The sequence below is a fragment of the Microbacterium sp. che218 genome (assembly GCF_040436305.1).
Taxonomy (GTDB): Bacteria; Actinomycetota; Actinomycetes; order Actinomycetales; family Microbacteriaceae; genus Microbacterium; species Microbacterium algihabitans.
Genome location: NZ_AP031501.1, coordinates 2,118,693 through 2,137,284, shown reverse-complemented (window position 1 = coordinate 2,137,284; position 18,592 = coordinate 2,118,693). Strand labels below are relative to the sequence as shown.

Sequence of the window (18,592 nt, the reverse complement as noted above, 5' to 3'; positions counted from 1 at the left end):
ACGCCGAAAGTGCACGCTGGTGTGCAAGTTATTTGAGGAGGTGGCTGAGCTTGTCGAAGTCACCGGGCGGGTGCGGGGGATCGGGCGGAGGTGGCTGAGCTTGTCGAAGCCCCCGGAGGCAAGCGGGGGTCCGGTCCCTTCGACAGGCTCAGGGACCTCGGTGAGCACCGGGATAGGGGTGGCTGAGCTTGTCGAAGTCACCGGGCGGCTGCGGGTTCCGGTCCCTTCGACAGGCTCAGGGACCTGGGTGCGGCGGGCGGATGCGGGTTCCGGTCCCTTCGACAGGCTCAGGGACCTGGGTGCGCGGCTCAGGGACCTCGGGTGCGCGAACGCGAGAGCCCGCGGGGCCGGAGGGGCGCCGCGGGCTCTCGTCGAAGGGGGTCGTCAGTCGGTGCCGGCGTCGAACGCGGCGCCTTCGCCCGCGGCATCCGTCGCGTCGGCGAGGCGCTCGCCGGCCGCGTCGAGCGGCGAGGCCGACTCGGTGATCTCCTGCGCGCCACCCGCGGTCACGTCGCCGACCAGCTCGCCGGTGGGTCCGCCGAGCAGGCCCATCGCGGCGTACTGCTCGAGACGCGCGCGCGAGTCGGCGATGTCGAGGTTGCGCATGGTGAGCTGACCGATGCGGTCGACGGGGCCGAACGCCGCGTCGCCCACGCGCTCCATCGAGAGCTTCTCGGGCGAGTACGACATTCCGGATGCCACGGTGTTGAGGATCGTGTAGTCCTCGCCGCGGCGCAGGCGCACGGTGACCGAACCGGTGATGGTCGACCCGACCCACTTCTGGATCGACTCGCGCAGCATGAGCGACTGCGGCTCGAGCCAGCGGCCCTCGTACATGAGGCGACCGAGGCGACGACCCTGCTCGTGGTACGTCGCGAGCGTGTCTTCGTTCAGGATGCTGTTGACCAGGCGCTCGTAGGTGAGGAACAGCAGCGCCATGCCCGGGGCCTCGTAGACGCCGCGCGACTTGGCCTCGATGATGCGGTTCTCGATCTGGTCGCTCATGCCCAGGCCGTGGCGGCCGCCGATGGTGTTGGCCTCGCGCACGAGCTCGACCGGGTCGGCGAAGCGCGTGCCGTTGATCGCGACGGGGCGACCGGCCTCGAACTCGACGGTGACGTCTTCGGTCTCGATCTCGACCTCGGGGTCCCAGAAGCGCACGCCCATGATGGGCTCGACGATCTCGAGCGAGACGTCGAGGTGCTCGAGGGTCTTCGCCTCATGCGTGGCGCCCCAGATGTTGGCATCCGTCGAATACGCCTTCTCGACGCTGTCGCGGTACGGGAAGTCGTGCGCAACGAGCCACTCGCTCATCTCTTTGCGACCACCCAGCTCGGTGACGAAGTCGGCGTCGAGCCAGGGCTTGTAGATGCGCAGCGCGGGGTTGGCGAGCAGGCCGTAGCGGTAGAACCGCTCGATGTCGTTGCCCTTGTAGGTGGAGCCGTCGCCCCAGATGTCGACGCCGTCTTCTTTCATCGCGCGCACGAGCAGGGTGCCGGTGACGGCACGGCCCAGCGGGGTGGTGTTGAAGTAGGTGCGTCCGCCCGAGCGGATGTGGAAGGCGCCGCACGCGAGGGCGACGAAGCCCTCTTCGACGAGCGCGGTCTTGCAGTCGACCAGGCGCGAGACCTCGGCGCCGTACTGCGTGGCGCGGCCCGGGATCGAGGCGATGTCGTCTTCGTCGTACTGCCCGAGGTCGCCCGTGTAGGTGCAGGGCACGGCGCCCTTGTCGCGCATCCACGCGACGGCCACCGAGGTGTCGAGACCACCCGAGAACGCGATGCCGACGCGCTCGCCGACGGGAAGGGACTGAAGGACCTTGGACATGCCGTCAAGTCTAGAGCGGGCGGATGCCGAGACCCGATTCGGTGGAGAACTCGCGCCCCCGCGGGGGCGGGGGAGAAGGGGTCAGCCGATCGTCACGCCGGTGATCGTGACCGGGTTCGCCGGAGCGCCGTCGGAGGCGCCGCCCGCCGTTCCGGCCTGTGCGATCTTCTGCACGACGGCGAGGCCCTCGGGCGACATCGTGCCGAACACCGTGTACTTCGCCGGCAGCGGGGTGTCCTCGTACACGAGGAAGAACTGCGACCCGTTGGTGTCGGGGCCGGCATTGGCCATCGCGACCGTGCCGGCGGGGTAGGTCTCGCCGCCGTCGAGCTCGTCGGCGAAGCGGTAGCCGGGACCGCCGCGTCCGGTGCCCGTGGGGTCGCCGCACTGCAGCACGAAGATGCCCTCGGTGGTGAGGCGGTGGCACTCGGTGTTCGAGAAGTACTGCTGCTGCGCGAGCGAGACGAAGCTCTCGACGGTGCACGGGGTGCGCTCGCCCGTGAGAGTGATCGGGATGTCGCCCGCGGAGGTCTGCAGCGCGGCGGCGATGTCGCCGGTGGGGCGGTCGGCGCCGTCGGCGGGCGGGGTCGCGTCGGCCGCGGCCTGACCCGACGCCGCGTACGAGCAGTCGCCCGATGCAGCGCTCGAGGCGGGTGCGGGAGCCGCATCGCCGGAGGTGCCCGACGCGCAGCCGGCGAGCAGGAGCAGGGCGGAGGCGGCCAGGGCCGCGGACATCAGTCGGGTACGCACGCGTCCCAGGGTAGGCGTCGCAGCCGTCAGCTCGCGTGCGTGCGCGGCATCCGGATGCCGCGTGCCCGCCCGATCGCGACCACCCCGAAGGCCAACGCGATGATGGCGAGCGCGATCACGATGATGTAGACCACCACGCTGCCCCACCCGCCGGAATTGGGGTCGAGGAAGGGGTAGGGGTACCAGTACGGCGCACCTGTCGTGGGGTTGGTGATCATCGGTGCGCGCAGCAGCGTGTAGATGATCCACACGATCGGGAAGATCGCCGCGCCGAAGGCCGCCGCCCGGGCCAGGCGGCGTCGGCCGGGCCCGAGGAGCACGTCGAGCAGAAGGAACAGCGGCCCCCACACGTGCAGGATCTCGTTCGACCAGCCGACGGTGTCGGGCTGCAGGGGGAGCCCGCGCAGCAGCAGGTTGTAGACGATGCCGGTGACGATCATGTACGTCGACACGAAGGCGAGGGCGGTCGCGAGCCCCGCGGGATCGACCTCGACGCGGCGTCGTCGGGCGAAGAACCGCACGCCCAGCAGCACCAGCACGATCGCCGCCGACACGTTCGAGAGGATCGTGAAGAAGCTGAAGAAGTTGGCGACCACCGTCGTGGTGTCGCGACCTCGGGCGACGGCCTCGTTGAACGTCGAGACGAATTGCGCCACGACCGCGACGACGATGAGCGCGGCGATCGCCACGCGCGCCGCGTTCCAGCCGGTGGCCCATCCCCGAGAGCGGATCATGCGCCCAGGCTAGCGAGGTGCACGCCCGGCGGGCCGGGGTTGCGCGGGGCCGTGTCGGACCCGCTCGATAGGATGGGGTGTACCGCCGGACAACATGCGAGGAGCACTCATGCCCGGAATCGTGATCGTCGGCGTCCAGTGGGGCGACGAAGGCAAGGGCAAGGCCACCGACCTGCTCGGTGAGCGCACCGACTGGGTGGTGAAGTTCAACGGCGGCAACAACGCCGGCCACACCGTCGTCATCGGCGACGAGAAGTACGCGCTGCACCTGCTCCCCAGCGGCATCCTGTCTCCGGGCGTCAACCCCGTGATCGGTAACGGCGTCGTCGTCGACCTCGAGGTGCTCTTCAACGAGCTCGAGGCGCTCAACGCGCGCGGCCTCGACACGAGCCGCCTGAAGATCAGCGCCAACGCGCACATCATCACGCAGTACCACCGCACGCTCGACAAGGTCACCGAGCGCTTCCTCGGCAAGCGCATGATCGGCACCACCGGTCGCGGCATCGGCCCGGCCTACGCCGACAAGATCAACCGCGTCGGCATCCGCGTGCAAGACCTCTTCGACGAGAACATCCTGCGCCAGAAGGTCGAGGGCGCCCTCGACCACAAGAACCACCTGTTGGTGAAGATCTTCAACCGCCGGTCGATCACGGCCGACGAGGTCGTCGACGACCTGCTGTCGTACGCCGAGCGCGTGCGCCCCATGGTCGCCGACACCTCGCTGCTGCTCAACGACGCTCTCGAGGCCGGCGACGTCGTGGTGTTCGAGGGCGGCCAGGCCACCATGCTCGACATCGACCACGGCACCTACCCGTTCGTGACCTCGTCGTCGGCGACCGCCGGCGGCGCCTCGACCGGCTCGGGCGTCGGCCCCAACCGCCTCGACCGCATCGTGGGCATCGTCAAGGCCTACACGACGCGTGTCGGCTCCGGCCCCTTCCCGACCGAGCTGTTCGACGAGAGCGGCGACTGGCTGCGCTCGCGCGGGTTCGAGTTCGGCACGACCACCGGTCGCCCGCGCCGCGTCGGCTGGTACGACGCGCCCATCACGCGCTACGCGACGCGCATCAACGGCATCACCGACCTCGTGCTGACCAAGCTCGACATCCTCGGCGGTCTCGAGCAGATCCCCGTGTGCGTCGCCTACGACGTCGACGGCGTTCGATACGACGACCTCCCGGTCAACCAGACCGACTTCCACCACGCGAAGCCAATCCTCGAGAACTTCCCCGGTTGGAGCGAAGACATCTCGTCGGCGCGCACGTTCGAAGACCTGCCGCAGACCGCGCAGAACTACGTGCTAGCGCTCGAGAAGATGAGCGGAACCCGCATCTCGGTCATCGGCGTGGGCCCGGCCCGCGATCAGGTGATCGTGCGCCACGACCTCATCGACTGATGCGCTTCTGGGTCGGCGCGTACGCCTCCGACGCGGGCTCGGCCGAGGGCATCGGCATCCTGCAGGCGGGCGAGGCCGACGCGCAGAGCGCCGGTGGTCCGCTGGGCATGGTCGGCACGGCCGTGGCCGCGCCCGGCTCGCCGTCGTGGATCGCGGCGCACCCGACGCACGACCTGCTCTACGCGGCCCTCGAGTCCGACGGCACGGTGCAGGCCTATCGGCGGACGTCCGAGACGCGGCTCGCGGCGGTCAGCGCGCCCGTCGACGCGGGTGCCGCGGTGTGCCACGTGGCCGTCTCTCCCGACGCGTCGTTCCTCATCGCGAGCTGCTGGGGCGACGGTCGCATCGTGCGCATCGACCTCGACGCCGCCGGGCGACCCTCCCGCCCGCAGATCGCCGCGGAGGCTGTCGACCCGTACGGCTCGTCGACCGAGGGGCCGACCCAGTCGACGGGCGCACGCGTCTCGGGCGCGGTCGTGCCCGATCTGGCCGCGGCCGCGCGCGCGGTGCGCGAAGCGGTCGGCGAGGAGTTCTCGCACCTCGTGCCCGGCTACGACGACGTGCCCGAGACGGATGCCGAGTCGGAAGAGGCTCTCGCGGGTGATCGCGTCTCGCGGGCCCACCAGGCCACCTTCCTGCCGGGCGGCCTCATCGCCACCACCGACATGGGGCTCGACCTCGTGCGGTTCTGGCGCTCCGGCGCTCAGGGCCTGCGTCTCGTGCAAGAGGTCGTGCTGCCGAAAGGCAGCGGACCGCGGCACGGTCTGTGGCATCCGTCGGGCTTCTTCTACGTCGTGACCGAGCTCAGTCGCGAGGTCTTCGTGCTGGGCGCCGACCGCGAGGGACGCTGGAGTGTCGTGTCGGGGGAGCCGCTGCTCGGTTCGCTCGAGACCGACACCGCCGCAGAGCTCAGCATGGGCCGCGACGGAACCACGCTCTACGCCGGCGTGCGCGGCAGCGACACCGTCGGCGTACTGTCGGTGCGCGGCGGCGGTGAAGCCCTGCAGCTGCTCGCGCTCGCCGAGACCGGCACGCACTGGCCCCGACACCACGTGGTGGTCGACGACATGCTGCTCGTCGCGGGTCAGCTCGCCGACGAGATCGTGTCGCTCCCGCTCGACGCCCGCACCGGGGTGCCCGGTCGCGTGCGACACCGCACGCCGTCGCCGTCGCCGACGCGGTTGCTGCCCCGGCGCTGAGCCTGCGCGCGCTCTGGTCGCGCGCGGGCTACTTCTTCGCGTCCTGGCGCGGAATCACGATCTGCTTGATGATCAGCAGAACTGAGGCCGTCACCGGGATCGCAACCAGCGCACCGAGCAGGCCGAGCAGCGTGCCGCCGACGAGTGCGCCGATGACGACGAGCACGCCGGGGATCGAGATCGTGCGGTTCATCACGCGGGGCGTCAGGACGTATGCCTCGACCTGCATGTACGCGAGATAGATCACCGCGAACCACAGACCGGCCGTCGGGCTCACTAGCAGAGTGAACAGCGTCGCCGTCGCCCAGAAGAGCACGGATCCGACGAGGGGGATCAGCGTGATGCCGAGGGCGAGTGCTGCGAGCAGGGCGGCGAACGGCTGCTGCAGGATCGTCAACACGATGAACGCGAACACCGCGTTGCACAGGGCCAGCACGACCATGCCGGCGAGGTAGCCACCAACCGAGTCGGTGATCTGCCCCGTCATGTCGGCGACGGTCTCGCGGCTTCGAGCGGGGCTGAGGCGCACGAGGCTGTTCTTCATCTTCGGCAGCGAGGCCAGGAAGTACAGGCTCAGCACGAGCACGATGATCGCGCCCGAGATGAACTCGCCGATCCCGATGCCGACCTGCAGCAGGCCGCCGCCGATCGCGGCGATGTTCGACGGGTTCGTGGCGAAGTTCTGAATCTCCTTGAGGATGTCGCCCAGGCTGTCGCCGAAATTGGTCTCGACCCAGCGCACCGCCTCGCTGTCGATCAGGTCGTTCACGAACGAGGGGATGTCGCCCACGAACTGCTCGACCTGTCGCACGACTGGCGGGATGAGCAGCCAGAGCGCCCCCGCGAGGATGACGGCCAGACCGCCGAACACGATGACGATCGACCACGCGCGCGAGAGCCCGCGGCGCACGAGGAGGCGCACGAGTGGGTCCAGCGCGAGGGCTACGAACAGCGCGATCGCGATGTAGATGAGCACCGTCGAGAGCTTGCCGAGAGCCAGGGCGAGAAGGAACGCGGTCAGACCGCCGAGCGTGAGGAAGAACCCCGCCGCATACGGCCGAGACAGCGCCGACCACATCGGTCGGTCGCGAGAGGTGGACGCCCCGGCGTCCGCGCCTTCGGCGGTGGGGTCGGGGCGCGTCGATCGGCTCATGGTGCCACTGTAGGACTCCCTGGGAGCCGTGCTCGGGGGCGCGCACGGCGCGGTAGGGTCGGAGCGATCTGGGAGGCCACATGACCGACGCCGACGCTTCGACCATCCTGCAGGGGCTGCGGGGCAGCATCGACAACATCGACGCCGCGTTGATCTTCTTGCTGGCCGAGCGCTTCCGCTGCACCAAGCAGGTCGGGGTGCTCAAGGCGAAGCACGGCATGCCGGCATCCGACCCCGCCCGTGAAGAGCAGCAGATCGCTCGTCTGATGCGTCTGGCCGAAGACGCCGACCTCGATCCGGTCTTCGCCGAGAAGTGGTTCAACTTCGTCGTCGCCGAGGTCATCCGCCACCACCGCTCGGCAGCAGAGCAGCCCGCCGCCGACTGACGCCCCGCCCGGTTTGGCCCTGCCGCCGGGCGCGGAGGGTTCCGGATGCCACATCCCCGGGCCTTCGCGCAAGGGGCGTCGCGACACGCCCGGGCCTCGTGCCGCGACGGTCGACCCCCGATGACGGAGCGCACCGATTCACACGTGCGCGCGTGCCACACGGCATCCGGGATCTCAAGCCGACCGGCGATTTGCCAGGCGATCCATGGGCGTGAAACGTTGGTGGAGGCCCTTGACGGGGCCGCCCACCCGACCAGTCCGCGGTCGCCGGTGACGACTCGGGGGAGTCGAACCGGTGAGCGTACGGTCGGCGGCCTGGGCGCCGGATCCGATGTCCGGCGCTGACGCGCTCCTCCCCCCGGAGAGCGCAGACGGCTGCCACCCGGGCGTGACCGCTGCGGCCACCCGAAGGCCGCTGAGGTGCACACAGTGACCCACCCGCCTGCCCTATCGACACCCGCCCTCGCGGCGAAGAACCTGTTCAAGGTCTTCGGCCGCGCTCCCCAGGCCGCCGTCGAGAAACTCCGCGCCGGTTCCTCGCGCAGCGAGGTCTCCGAGCAGGGGACCGCCGCCGTGATCGACGCCAGCTTCGAGGTCCACCCCGGCGAGATCTTCGTCATCATGGGCCTGTCCGGCTCCGGCAAGTCCACGATCATCCGCATGCTGAACGGCCTGCACGAGGCCACCGCGGGAACCGTCGAGGTGCAGGGCGACGCCCTCACCGGCGTGAGCTCGTCGCGTCTGCGCTCGCTGCGCCGCGATCGTCTCGCGATGGTCTTCCAGCACTTCGCGCTCCTCCCGCACCGGACTGTCGCGGCCAACGTCGCCTACCCGCTCGAACTGCGCGGCGTCGGCAAGGCCGAGCGTCTCGCGAAGGCGAACGAGATCCTCGCCCTCGTGGGCCTCGAGGGCTGGGGCGACAAGCTCCCCTCGGCCCTGTCGGGCGGAATGCAGCAGCGCGTCGGCATCGCCCGCGCCCTCGCCGCCGACACCGACGTGCTCCTGATGGACGAGGCGTTCAGCGCGCTCGACCCCCTGATCCGTCGCGAGATGCAGGAGCAGCTGCTCGAGCTGCAGCGCACGCTGAAGAAGACCATCGTCTTCATCACCCACGACCTCAACGAGGCCATGTTCCTCGGCGACCGCATCGCGGTCATGCGCGACGGGCGCATCGTGCAGATCGGCACGCCCGAAGACATCCTCACCGACCCGGCCAACGACTACGTCGAGCAGTTCGTGCAGGACGTCGACCGTGCCCGCGTGCTCACCGCGGGCAACGTCATGGAGCGTCCGCGTCCGCGCGTCGAGGCCTCGGCCGGTCCGCGCACGGCCCTGCGCCAGATGCGCGACGCCTACATGTCGGCCGTCTACGTCACCGACCGCGACCGCAAGCCGCTCGGCATCATCACCGACCGCGACGCCATCACACTCGTGCGCGCCGGCGAGAGCTCGCTGCTGTCGAAGCTCAAGCCGCTGCCGCAGAGCGTGCACGAAGACGAGGTGCTGATGAACCTGTTCGTCCCCTCGGTCGAGTCGCCGCTCCCGCTGGCGGTGCTCGACACCGAGGGCCGTCTGAGCGGCGTCATCCCGCGCGTGACGCTGCTCGCCGCGCTCGGCCCCGGACCCACCTCGACCGAGGAGGTCACCGTGCTGCCCCAGCCCCTGCCCTCCGCCGAGATCGACGCGGTGCTCGATGCGCCGGATGCCACGTCGCTCGAGAACCAGGAGGTCGCCCGATGAACGGCTTTCGCATTCCCGTCGGCGTATGGGTCGACTCCGGAGTCGACTGGCTTCGCGACAACCTCTCCGGCCTGTTCGACGTGATCGCCCTCGTGGTGCGCTTCCTCGTCGGCGGCCTCAGCGACGTGCTGCTCGCCGCTCCCATCGTCGTCGTGATCGTCGTGGCTGCTCTGCTCGCCTGGCTCCTGCGTTCGTGGAAGCTCGCGCTCGGGACCGTGATCGGCTTCGCGCTGATCCTCGCGATGGGCCAGTGGGTCACCGCGATGCAGACCCTCGCCCTCGTGCTCGTCGCAACGGTCGTCGCCGTGGCGATCTCGGTGCCGCTCGGCATCTGGTCGGCGCGCAACTCCACGGTGCGGGCCGTGTTGAAGCCGATCCTCGACTTCATGCAGACGATGCCCGCCTTCGTCTACCTCATCCCCGCCATCACGTTCTTCAGCATCGGCGTGGTGCCCGGCGTCGTGTCGACCGTGATCTTCGCGCTGCCCCCGGGCGTGCGTCTGACCGAGCTCGGCATCCGGGGCGTCGACTCCGAGACCGTCGAGGCCGGTCACGCGTTCGGGGCGACCCCGGGCCAGATCCTGCGCGGCATCCAGCTGCCGCTCGCGATGCCCACGATCATGGCCGGCATCAACCAGGTCATCATGCTCGCGCTGTCGATGGCGGTCGTCGCCGGCATCGTCGGAGCCGACGGCCTCGGCAAGGAGGTCGTCGAGTCGATCTCGACCGTCAACCTGCCCAAGGGCGTCGAAGCCGGCCTGAGCGTCGTCGTGCTCGCGGTGTACCTCGACCGCCTCACCGCGGCGCTCGGCAACCGCGCCGACAACACCGGATCGCTGCTCGGCGTGCTGGGCCGTCGCCGCGCTGCGCGTGCGGCTGCCGCGACGTCGGCGTCGACGTTGCAGACTCCGGATGCCGCGGAGCCCATCGAGCGCGATCAGACGCCGACCCGCCGCACCCCGGTGTCGGCCGGGCGCTGAGCTCCGGCATCCGCCCCCTTCTTCTCCGCGTGAGGGGTCATCTTCTGTCGCTTCGGCCCGCGCCAGGCGACACGAATCGACCCCTCACGCGGGAAGGCACCCACGGAATCACATACGAAACGGAAGAGAACACAGCAATGAACACGCGACACCTCACCTCAGCCCTCGCCCTCGGCGCCGTGGGCGCCCTCGCCCTCGCGGGCTGCGCCAGCGGAAACCAGGCCGAAGGCGGCACCGGCGGCGGCGGCGAGAAGGGCACGATCACGCTCGGCTTCCTCCCCTCGTGGACCGACGGCCTGAGCACGGCGTACCTGCTCGAGGACCAGCTCGGCAAGCTCGGCTACGACGTCGAGATGCAGACGCTCACCGAGGCCGGACCCCTGTACACCGGCCTCGCCCAGGGCGATGTCGACATCTACCCCTCGGCCTGGCCCGAGCTCACGCACAAGTCGTACATGGACCGCTACGGCGACAAGATCGAAGACCTCGGCGCCTACTACGACAACGCCAAGCTCACGATCGCGGTGCCCAGCTACGTCGACATCGACTCGATCGAAGAGCTCAAGGCCAATGCGGCCCGCTTCGACGGCCGCATCTACGGCATCGAGCCGGGTGCGGGCCTGACGAAGCAGACGCAGGAGACGATGCTGCCCGGCTACGGCCTCGACGGCGACTTCGAGCTCGTCACTTCATCGACCGCGGCGATGCTCACCGAACTCGACAACGCCATCTCGGCGCAGAAGGACATCGCCGTCACGCTGTGGCGTCCGTTCTGGGCCAACGACGCCTACGACGTGAAAGACCTCGAAGACCCCCAGGGTCTGATGGGCGACCCCGAGGCGCTGCACTTCCTCGGAACGGCTGGCTTCGCCGAGAAGTACCCGGATGCCGCTGAGCTCATCGAGGGCATCACGCTCGACGACGAGCAGTACGGCGCACTCGAAGACCTCGTCGTGAACGAGTACGGCGAGGGCCGTGAGGCCGAGGCCGTCGACGCGTGGCTCGAGAAGTACCCCGAAGCGTTCTCGACGCAGCGCGACTGACGCGTTCCGACCGAAGCCCTCTCCGTCGTCGTGCGGAGGGGGCTTCGTCGTGTCAGGCGATCGCGTGCGCCCCCGTGAAACGCGTGATGAAACCGGGGTGGCCGGCGGGCATGGCCAGCACCGAGTCGGGCGTGCGTCCCGCCAGCTGGGGGAAGCCGGAGTCGGCGACGAGGTCGTCGTCGAGCGCCTCGAGCTCGGCGGTCACCAGCGGCCAGGGCTCGTGCGCGTTGGCCGCCCAGATCGTGCGGCCGAGGTGTCGCTCGTGGAACCCCCACCGCGCGGTGAGGAAGCGCGACAGCGGGGTGTCGACCGTCTCGGTGCCGAGAGTCGCCCGCACCCGGGTCGACGGGTGGCGACCCCCGTGGCGCCGCGAGCGGTACTCGATCCGCGCGCCGTCGGTGCGCACCCCCGCGCGCGCCCAGCGGTAGGGCAGGCCGAACAATGCCTGCGCCGCGAGCACCGGGGCGAGGTGCTCGGCCTCGAGCGTGCGGAACACGACCCCGCGACGGCCCTCGTCGTCGACGGCGTAGGTGCGCACGTTGATCTCGGTGAACGAGCCCACGAACGGCACCGGGGGCAGCGGGAGGAACCGGAACTCGCTCAGCACGAAGGGGACGAGCCCGACCCAGGCGGAACCGTCGTGCACATCGGGACGCGTCCCCGGGGGCAGCAGGGGGGCGACCTCCGCCGGATCGATGCGCCAGTGCACGAAGATCGCGCGGTTCCAGCGCTGCGCGATGACGGCGCGTCCGGGCAGGTCGGGGGCGTGGCGCTCGGTGATCACCGGGACAGTCTGGCCCCGGCCCCTTTTCGCGGGGGGACACTGGACACATGGCCTCGTCATCTGCTGCGGATCCCCGCCTCGTGGCATCCATCCGCGAACTGCTCGCCGCGCGCGACGCCGACAAGACCATCTGCCCCTCCGAGGCCGCGCGAGCGGTCGGCGGCGACGACTGGCGCTACCTCATGCAGCCCGCACGCGACGCCGCGCGATCGTTGGTCGAGCTCGGCGAGGTCGAGGTCACGCAGAAGGGCGAGGTGGTCGACGTGACCACGGCGCGCGGCCCGGTGCGTATCCGTCGGGCTCGCTGACAGGGACTGTCTCCGCGCCGATTCACCTGGTAAATCAGGGCCCGCATGCCCGCGTGTGCGCCCATGGGGTGCCGGGGAACCGACGGTCCGATTCTGTGGCGGTTCTCCGGTCCCGATGAGCCCCGTGCGGCGGTCGCTCAGGCGACGGAGCCGGGCGCGGCCTCCGCCGGGGGTCCGGATGCCGGGGGCGTCGAGCGCTCGCGGGGGAGCTCGAGCGCGACCTTCTTCTCGAGAACGTCGACGGCGTCGTCGGACAGCAGGATGAGGCCGTCGAGCTCTTCGCGCACGCGGCGATAGGCGAGCTGTCGCTCGTTGCGGGTCGCGGCTTGGTCGGTGGCGACCGTGAGCAGCTTCTTCGCGGTGTCGAGGCGTTTGCGCTCGTCGGCGGTGAAGGCGGCGTCTTTCACGCGGCGGGCGTCGCGCTCGGCCACGTCGAAGGCCACCTCGTAGTCGGTGACGGCGTCGCGGTACTCCTTGAGCTGCTCGGGCGAGAGGATCTCGCCGTCGGCGGGACACAGGTTGTCGGCGACCTTTTTCGCGCGCAGGAAGGCGGCCGTGAGCGGCTGGCGCCCGTCGCTCATCGCGGGGTAGCTGATGAGCTTGGCGGCGTCGAGTTCGTACTCCAACCACCGGTGGGTCACCTTGTCTTGCGCGGCGACGACGCGCTTCTGGGTGCTCTCGCTGGGGGCGACGGATGCCGCGGCGATCGATGCGGCCGCGCCGGCTCCGCCGGGAGCCGAGACGGCCATCGTCCCGCCCTGGGCCTTCAGCAGTTCGAGCTGCTCGCGGTGGCGGCGTCGAGCCGTGACCTCCCGGTGCTTGACGCGCGCGTTGATGGCGCCCATCGTCATCCCGAAGACGGGGAACACGAGCCACCAGTAGTGCCCGGCGAAGGTCCAGAACTCATTCACGGCGCCATGCTACGCCGCTGTTCTCGGCCCCTCTCAGGAAGCGGGCGGACGCGGCCGGTCTCGTGCGGGAGGCGGCCAGACCGAGCCGTCTTGCGGCCGGGGGCCCGCGGCATCCGGAGTCTTCTTCTGCGCGCGCTTGGCGCCGCGCTCGCTCCAGCTGCGGGCGGCTGCCCGACCGACCGACTCCATCGACCGTGCGAGGGCGCGCTGCGCCGTCTCAGCGAGGTCGGATGCCATGCGGCCCCACGCGTCGTCGGCCTCGAGTCGCGGCTGCTCTCCGCCTCGACGCGCGGCCCGCTCGGCGCGATCGAAGGCGTGGGCAGTGCGGCGCACGGCATCGCGGTAGGCGAGGAAGTCGGCGGGAGCGAGGCGCGTCTGCACCGAGGCCGGCCGGAGCCATTGCGCCCGCTCGTGCGCACGGAGGAACTCCGCGAGCAGGGGAGAGCGGGAGTCGCTCATCTGGGGGTAGTCGATCGCGAGCGCCGGGTCGGTCTCGTAGGTCATCCAGCGCATCAGGATCGCGTCATGCTCGGCGAGCAAACGTGCGACAGGCAGGGGCGCGCTGCCCGAGCGGATCGCGGGGAGCATCGCCTTCGCCGCCTTCACACCCGCGCGGCGGGCGCGCACCTCGGCCATCGCCGCGCGCAGGTCGCGCTGCGCGTCGGCGAGTCGTGCCCGGGCGGCCGCCACCTGGTCGTTCGAGACGCGCGATGCCGCGCGCTCGGCCTGGGCCCGCACCACCTCGGCGTCGGCGACCTTGATCTCGGCGCGGCCGCGCATGACCGCCGTGCGGGCGGTCTGCAGGTCGAGCATCGCCGCGTCGAGCTCGAGCCGGCGGGCGGCCGACTTGCCCAGCGGGCGCGAGGCCCAGGCGCGGGCGGCGCGATCCGTGGTGGTCGTGGTGCCGGCGGGAAGCGCGCGCTGGCGTGAGCGGCGCACGCCGATCCAGCCGACGGTGCCCGCACCGGCCGCAGCGGGGCCGATCCACCACCACTCGGCGAACAGGGCCACGAGCGGTTCCACGTGCCCATGTTACGTCGGGCCTCCGATACCACGCTGGGCGTCAGGCCGGAATCCGCAGGCGCACGCCGGGGCGCGCCGACCCGTTCGCGGCGGTCGGGGGCGGGGTTCCCCAGTCGGCGGCCGGATGCGAGGCTGGGCGCGACGCGAACCGGGAGGTCGTTTTGAAGGTCATGCTCGTGATGTGGTCCGATGGAACGTACGAGGGCGGCGACGCCGACGAGGACTACGCCGCGTGGATGCGATACGAGGAGTCTCTGCGCGCCGACGGGGTGATGCTCCAGTCGGGTCAGTTCGCCGAGGTCGAAGACGCCCGCGTCGTGGTGACCTCGATCTCACGGCATCCGGATGCCGAGCCCCAGCCCTCGCGCGCGCTGTCGGGGTACTACCTGCTCGAGGTCGGCGACCTCGACGCGGCGACGGAGTACGCGCGTCAGGCGCCTCTCTACGGCACGGTCGAAGTGCGCCCGCTCGTCGAGTACTGACCTCACGCGCGCGGCCGTGTCAGGGTGGACCGCATGATCACCCGCCTCGACCCGCGCACCTCCGCTGACGAGATCGACGATCTGCGACGGCGCATCGCCGCGACGCGGTGGCCCGACGACGTGGGCGACGACTGGTCGCGCGGCACGCGCCCCTCGGCCCTGCGCCGCGTGCTCGATGCCTGGGCCGAGTTCGACTGGGGCCGCGTCGAGCAGCGGCTGCGCGTCGAGCAGCACCTGCTCGTCGGCGACGCGGGCCGGCGTGTGCACCTGTGGCGCTCCGGCACGCCCGGTGCGCCGGCGATCGTGCTCATCCACGGCTGGCCCGACAGCTTCGTGCGCTTCCGTGGGGTGGCCGAGCACCTCGCCGACCTCGACGTGATCGTGCCCAGCATCCCCGGCTTCGGGTTCAGCGACCCGGCGGGTCGCGACGAGGGCGGCCCGCGCTGGAACGCCGAGCGCCTCCTCGCTGCGCTCGACGAGATCGGCGTGCAGTCGTTCGCGGTGCACGGCGGCGACCTCGGCACCGCCATCGCCGACCAGATCGCCTCGCTCGCCCCCGACCGCGTGACGGGTCTGCACCTCTCCGACGTGCCGCTCTGGCACACGATCGACGACGACGATCTGTCGGCCGAAGAGAAGGAGTGGGCGGATGCCGCTGCCGCCTGGGAGAGCGCGGAGGGAGCCTACGCCGCCGAGCAGCGCACGAAACCGCAGACCCTCGCCGCCGCGCTCACCGACTCCCCGGCGGGACTCGCGAGCTGGTACCTCGAGAAGTTCCAGGCCTGGGGCGACGGCGACGTGTTCGAGCGCATCCCCCTCGAGCTGATCCTCGAGAACCTGTCGCTGCACTGGTTCACCCGCACGGCCGGCAGCGCGGCCCGGGTGTACTTCGACCGGCGGCGCTTCCCGCCGACGGGCCGGGTGAGCGTGCCCACGGCGTTCGGTCTCTTCCCGCACGACATCGATCACGGGGTCGAGTCGTTCGCCCGGCGCTGGTACCCGACCGTGCGGTTCACGTGTTTCCCCTCGGGTGGACACTTCGGCGCGATGGAGCACCCGGCGATGCTCGCCGCCGACCTCCGCGCCCTGCTCGAGAACGCGTGAGGGGTCATCTTCTGTCGCCGAGGCGCTCGCCAGGCGACGGAAGATGACCCCTCACGCGGGGATCGCGGGGGTCAGCCCAGGATCAGTGAGATGACCGTGGCACCGCCGCCGGTGAGCACGAGCGCGCCGATCACGACCCACGCGGTGATCTTGACGCGCTTCTGACGCTTGTCGCTGAACACGGTCATGTCGTCGTCTTCATCGGTCATCGCGCGTCTCCTCTCGTCGTTGCGGGGGTGCGGGGCAGGGCCGGGGCCCGGGGTCAGGCCACCGGCTCCGACACGGTGGGCCCGAAGACCGCGGGCAGCGTCTCGTTCGAGAGGCGGCGCAGCTCCGAGACGGGGACGGTGAAGACGTCCTGGATCTCGAGGGTGGCCTCGGTGCCGGGCTCGACGTCGGTCACGCCGATGCGCAGCACCGGGTAACCGCGGCCGTCGCAGAGTCCGCGGAACTTCACGTCTTCTTCGCGGGGCACGCTGACCAGCACGCGGCCGGTCGACTCGCTGAACAGGGCGGCCGTGGCATCCACGCCGTCGCGCTCCATGAGCTCGGTGATCCAGACGCGCGCGCCGACGCCGAAGCGCATGACGCCCTCGGCGAGGGTCTGCGCGAGACCGCCCGACGACAGATCGTGCGCGCTCGAGACCAGCGACTGGGATCCTGCGGCCTGCAGCAGCTCGGCGAGCTTGCGCTCCATGGCGAGGTCGACCTTCGGCGGACGTCCGCCGAGGTGGTCGTGGATCGTGCCGGCCCACTGCGAGCCGTCGAGCTCGTCGGCGGTGACGCCGAGCAGGTAGAGGTTCTCGCCGGCGTCCTGCCATCCGCTGGGGACGCGGGCGGCGACGTCGTCGATGATGCCCAGGACGCCCACGACGGGAGTCGGGTGGATCGGCTGGTCACCGGTCTGGTTGTAGAACGAGACGTTGCCGCCCGTGACCGGGATGCCGAGTTCGAGGCAGCCGTCGCTCAGGCCCTCGACGGCCTGGCTGAACTGCCACATGACCTCGGGGTTCTCGGGGCTACCGAAGTTGAGGCAGTCGGTGACGGCGGTGGGCACGGCACCCGTGACGGCGACGTTGCGGTACGCCTCGGCGAGGGCGAGCTTCGCGCCGTTGTAGGGGTCGAGCTGGTTGTAGCGCCCGTTGCAGTCGGTCGCGATCGCGAAGCCGAGACCGGTCTCCTCGTCGACGCGGATCATGCCGGCGTCGTCGGGGAAGCTCAGCGCCGTGTTGCCGAGCACGTAGTAGTCGTACTGGTTCGTGATCCACGAGGTGTCGGCGAGGTTGGGGCTCGCGACGAGGGTCGTGAACTGGTCGCGGAGGGTGTCGGCATCCGTCGCTCGTTCCAGCTTCGCGGCGCTGTCGTCGTTGAGCGCGTCGATCCACGTGGGGTACGCGACCGGGCGCTCGTAGACGGGACCGTCGACCGCGACGGTCGAGGGGTCGACGTCGACGATGCGCTCGCCGTACCAGTCGATGACGAGGCGGCCGTCTCCGGTCACCTCGCCGAGCACGCTGGTCTCGACGTCCCACTTGCCGACGACGGCGAGGAACGCGTCGAGCTTCTCGGGCGCGACGATCGCCATCATGCGCTCCTGCGACTCCGACATGAGGATCTCTTCGGGCGTCAGCGAGGGGTCGCGCAGCAGCACCTTCGACAGCTCGACCTTCATGCCGCTGTCGCCGTTGGCGGCGAGCTCGCTCGTGGCGCACGAGATGCCCGCGGCGCCGAGGTCTTGGATCGCCTCGACCAGGTCGTCGCGGTACAGCTCGAGGCAGCACTCGATGAGCACCTTCTCGGCGAACGGGTCGCCCACCTGCACCGCGGGGCGCTTGGTGGGTCCGCCGTCGGCGAAGGTGTCGGATGCCAGGATGCTCGCGCCGCCGATGCCGTCGCCACCCGTGCGGGCGCCGAACAGCACGACCTTGTTGCCCACGCCGGTGGCGTTGGCGAGCTTGATGTCTTCGTGGCGCATGACGCCCACCGCGAGGGCGTTCACGAGCGGGTTGCCCTGGTAGACCGCGTCGAACACGGTCTCGCCGCCGATGTTCGGCAGGCCCAGGCAGTTGCCGTAGAACGAGATGCCGCTGGTCACGCCGTGCACGACGCGCGGGGTGTCGGGGTGGTCGATCGCTCCGAAGCGCAGCTGGTCCATGACCGCGACCGGACGCGCGCCCATCGAGATGATGTCGCGCACGATGCCGCCGACACCGGTGGCCGCACCCTGGAAGGGCTCGATGTAGCTGGGGTGGTTGTGCGACTCGACCTTGAAGGTGACCGCCCAGCCGTCGCCCACGTCGACGACGCCGGCGTTCTGACCCATGCCCACCATGAGGCGGGTCTTCATCTCGTCGCTGACCTTCTGGCCGAACTGACGGAGGTAGATCTTGCTCGACTTGTAGGAGCAGTGCTCGCTCCACATGACCGAGTACATCGCGAGCTCGCCGCTGGTGGGGCGGCGGCCCAGGATCTCGCGGATCTTCGCGTACTCGTCGCTCTTGAGACCGAGGGCGCCGTAGGGCTGCTCTTTCTCGGGCGTGGAGATCGCGTTGTCGACGGTGTCCGCAAGAGCGGTACGGGCGGCGGGGTTCGGGGTGGTCACGCGGCTGAGCTCCAAGATCGCAGGGGCCGGACGCCAGTCAGTCTAGTTGGGAGCGCCGACATGCCCGGGGCCGCCGGCCGCCTGTGGGCATACCCTCAGCGATCCGCGGAAAGTCAGCCGGGTTCCCCGCAATCGGGCTGAGGATGTGCGGATCGCCGAGGTGTTGCGGC

18 protein-coding genes are annotated in these 18,592 nt (G+C 70.4%); 9 read left to right on the top strand and 9 right to left on the bottom strand.

All coding sequences use genetic code 11. The features are described from left to right. Positions 1-384: 384 nt before the first annotated feature. The 3 genes from argG to ABXS86_RS10045 form a co-directional block, all read right to left on the bottom strand. A complete protein-coding gene (gene argG / locus ABXS86_RS10055; protein WP_353664342.1) occupies positions 385-1,827 on the bottom strand; it encodes an argininosuccinate synthase in 1,443 nt (480 codons plus the stop codon). A gap of 81 nt (positions 1,828-1,908) precedes the next feature. Continuing rightward, positions 1,909-2,577: a peptidylprolyl isomerase gene (locus ABXS86_RS10050; RefSeq protein ID WP_260979706.1), complete on the bottom strand. Its 669-nt coding sequence runs from the start codon at positions 2,575-2,577 to the stop codon at positions 1,909-1,911. Positions 2,578-2,603: 26 nt separating this feature from the next. Beyond that, positions 2,604-3,311, bottom strand: a complete 708-nt coding sequence (locus ABXS86_RS10045) for a Pr6Pr family membrane protein (protein ID WP_353664341.1) — start codon at positions 3,309-3,311, stop codon at positions 2,604-2,606. 109 nt (positions 3,312-3,420) lie between these two features. On the opposite strand from ABXS86_RS10045, the gene ABXS86_RS10040 reads away from it, so the two are divergent. Beyond that, complete coding sequence (locus ABXS86_RS10040; protein ID WP_353664340.1) at positions 3,421-4,707, top strand: adenylosuccinate synthase; 1,287 nt, start codon at positions 3,421-3,423, stop codon at positions 4,705-4,707. Further along, the gene (locus ABXS86_RS10035) at positions 4,707-5,906 is read left to right on the top strand and encodes a lactonase family protein (RefSeq protein ID WP_144830785.1); all 1,200 of its coding nucleotides are present in this window, start codon (positions 4,707-4,709) and stop codon (positions 5,904-5,906) included. The genes ABXS86_RS10040 and ABXS86_RS10035 overlap by 1 nt, the downstream gene beginning before the upstream one ends. Positions 5,907-5,934: 28 nt before the next feature. On the opposite strand, the gene ABXS86_RS10030 is transcribed toward ABXS86_RS10035, so the two are convergent. Then, positions 5,935-7,059: an AI-2E family transporter gene (locus ABXS86_RS10030; RefSeq protein ID WP_353664339.1), complete on the bottom strand. Its 1,125-nt coding sequence runs from the start codon at positions 7,057-7,059 to the stop codon at positions 5,935-5,937. Positions 7,060-7,139: 80 nt separating this feature from the next. On the opposite strand from ABXS86_RS10030, the gene ABXS86_RS10025 reads away from it, so the two are divergent. The 4 genes from ABXS86_RS10025 to ABXS86_RS10010 all read left to right on the top strand — a co-directional run bounded on the left by ABXS86_RS10025 (position 7,140) and on the right by ABXS86_RS10010 (position 11,208). Next, on the top strand, positions 7,140-7,445 hold the full coding sequence (locus tag ABXS86_RS10025; protein WP_144830779.1) for a chorismate mutase: 306 nt from the start codon (positions 7,140-7,142) through the stop codon (positions 7,443-7,445). A 429-nt stretch (positions 7,446-7,874) separates the two neighbouring features. Beyond that, positions 7,875-9,185 (top strand): glycine betaine/L-proline ABC transporter ATP-binding protein, encoded by a 1,311-nt coding sequence (locus tag ABXS86_RS10020; RefSeq protein ID WP_353664338.1) that lies wholly within the window; start codon positions 7,875-7,877, stop codon positions 9,183-9,185. Continuing rightward, entirely contained in the window at positions 9,182-10,165 is a 984-nt protein-coding gene (locus ABXS86_RS10015) for an ABC transporter permease (RefSeq protein ID WP_353664337.1), read from the top strand. Before ABXS86_RS10020 ends, ABXS86_RS10015 begins: the two co-directional genes overlap by 4 nt. Before the next feature lie 137 nt (positions 10,166-10,302). Then, a complete protein-coding gene (locus ABXS86_RS10010) occupies positions 10,303-11,208 on the top strand; it encodes a glycine betaine ABC transporter substrate-binding protein (RefSeq protein WP_307207671.1) in 906 nt (301 codons plus the stop codon). A gap of 52 nt (positions 11,209-11,260) precedes the next feature. Here ABXS86_RS10010 and ABXS86_RS10005 read toward each other — a convergent pair whose 3' ends face one another. Beyond that, a complete protein-coding gene (locus tag ABXS86_RS10005) occupies positions 11,261-11,992 on the bottom strand; it encodes a YqjF family protein (protein ID WP_307207674.1) in 732 nt (243 codons plus the stop codon). Positions 11,993-12,039: 47 nt separating this feature from the next. Between ABXS86_RS10005 and ABXS86_RS10000 the strand changes: the two genes are divergently transcribed. Further along, a complete protein-coding gene (locus ABXS86_RS10000; protein WP_353664336.1) occupies positions 12,040-12,300 on the top strand; it encodes a DUF3253 domain-containing protein in 261 nt (86 codons plus the stop codon). A 137-nt stretch (positions 12,301-12,437) separates the two neighbouring features. Here ABXS86_RS10000 and ABXS86_RS09995 read toward each other — a convergent pair whose 3' ends face one another. Together ABXS86_RS09995 and ABXS86_RS09990 are read right to left on the bottom strand one after the other, a co-directional pair. Continuing rightward, positions 12,438-13,211 (bottom strand): hypothetical protein, encoded by a 774-nt coding sequence (locus ABXS86_RS09995; protein WP_307207677.1) that lies wholly within the window; start codon positions 13,209-13,211, stop codon positions 12,438-12,440. A 33-nt stretch (positions 13,212-13,244) separates the two neighbouring features. Next, entirely contained in the window at positions 13,245-14,234 is a 990-nt protein-coding gene (locus tag ABXS86_RS09990) for a hypothetical protein (protein WP_353664335.1), read from the bottom strand. Between the two features lie 176 nt (positions 14,235-14,410). On the opposite strand from ABXS86_RS09990, the gene ABXS86_RS09985 reads away from it, so the two are divergent. Then, entirely contained in the window at positions 14,411-14,716 is a 306-nt protein-coding gene (locus ABXS86_RS09985; RefSeq protein ID WP_353664334.1) for a YciI family protein, read from the top strand. Between the two features lie 33 nt (positions 14,717-14,749). Then, positions 14,750-15,820, top strand: a complete 1,071-nt coding sequence (locus ABXS86_RS09980) for an epoxide hydrolase family protein (protein ID WP_307207685.1) — start codon at positions 14,750-14,752, stop codon at positions 15,818-15,820. A 71-nt stretch (positions 15,821-15,891) separates the two neighbouring features. On the opposite strand, the gene ABXS86_RS09975 is transcribed toward ABXS86_RS09980, so the two are convergent. Together ABXS86_RS09975 and purL are read right to left on the bottom strand one after the other, a co-directional pair. Next, positions 15,892-16,029, bottom strand: coding sequence for a hypothetical protein (locus tag ABXS86_RS09975; protein ID WP_164481587.1), 138 nt, complete (start codon positions 16,027-16,029; stop codon positions 15,892-15,894). A gap of 53 nt (positions 16,030-16,082) precedes the next feature. After that, positions 16,083-18,422 (bottom strand): phosphoribosylformylglycinamidine synthase subunit PurL, encoded by a 2,340-nt coding sequence (purL, locus tag ABXS86_RS09970; RefSeq protein ID WP_353664333.1) that lies wholly within the window; start codon positions 18,420-18,422, stop codon positions 16,083-16,085. Between the last annotated feature and the right edge of the window lie 170 nt (positions 18,423-18,592).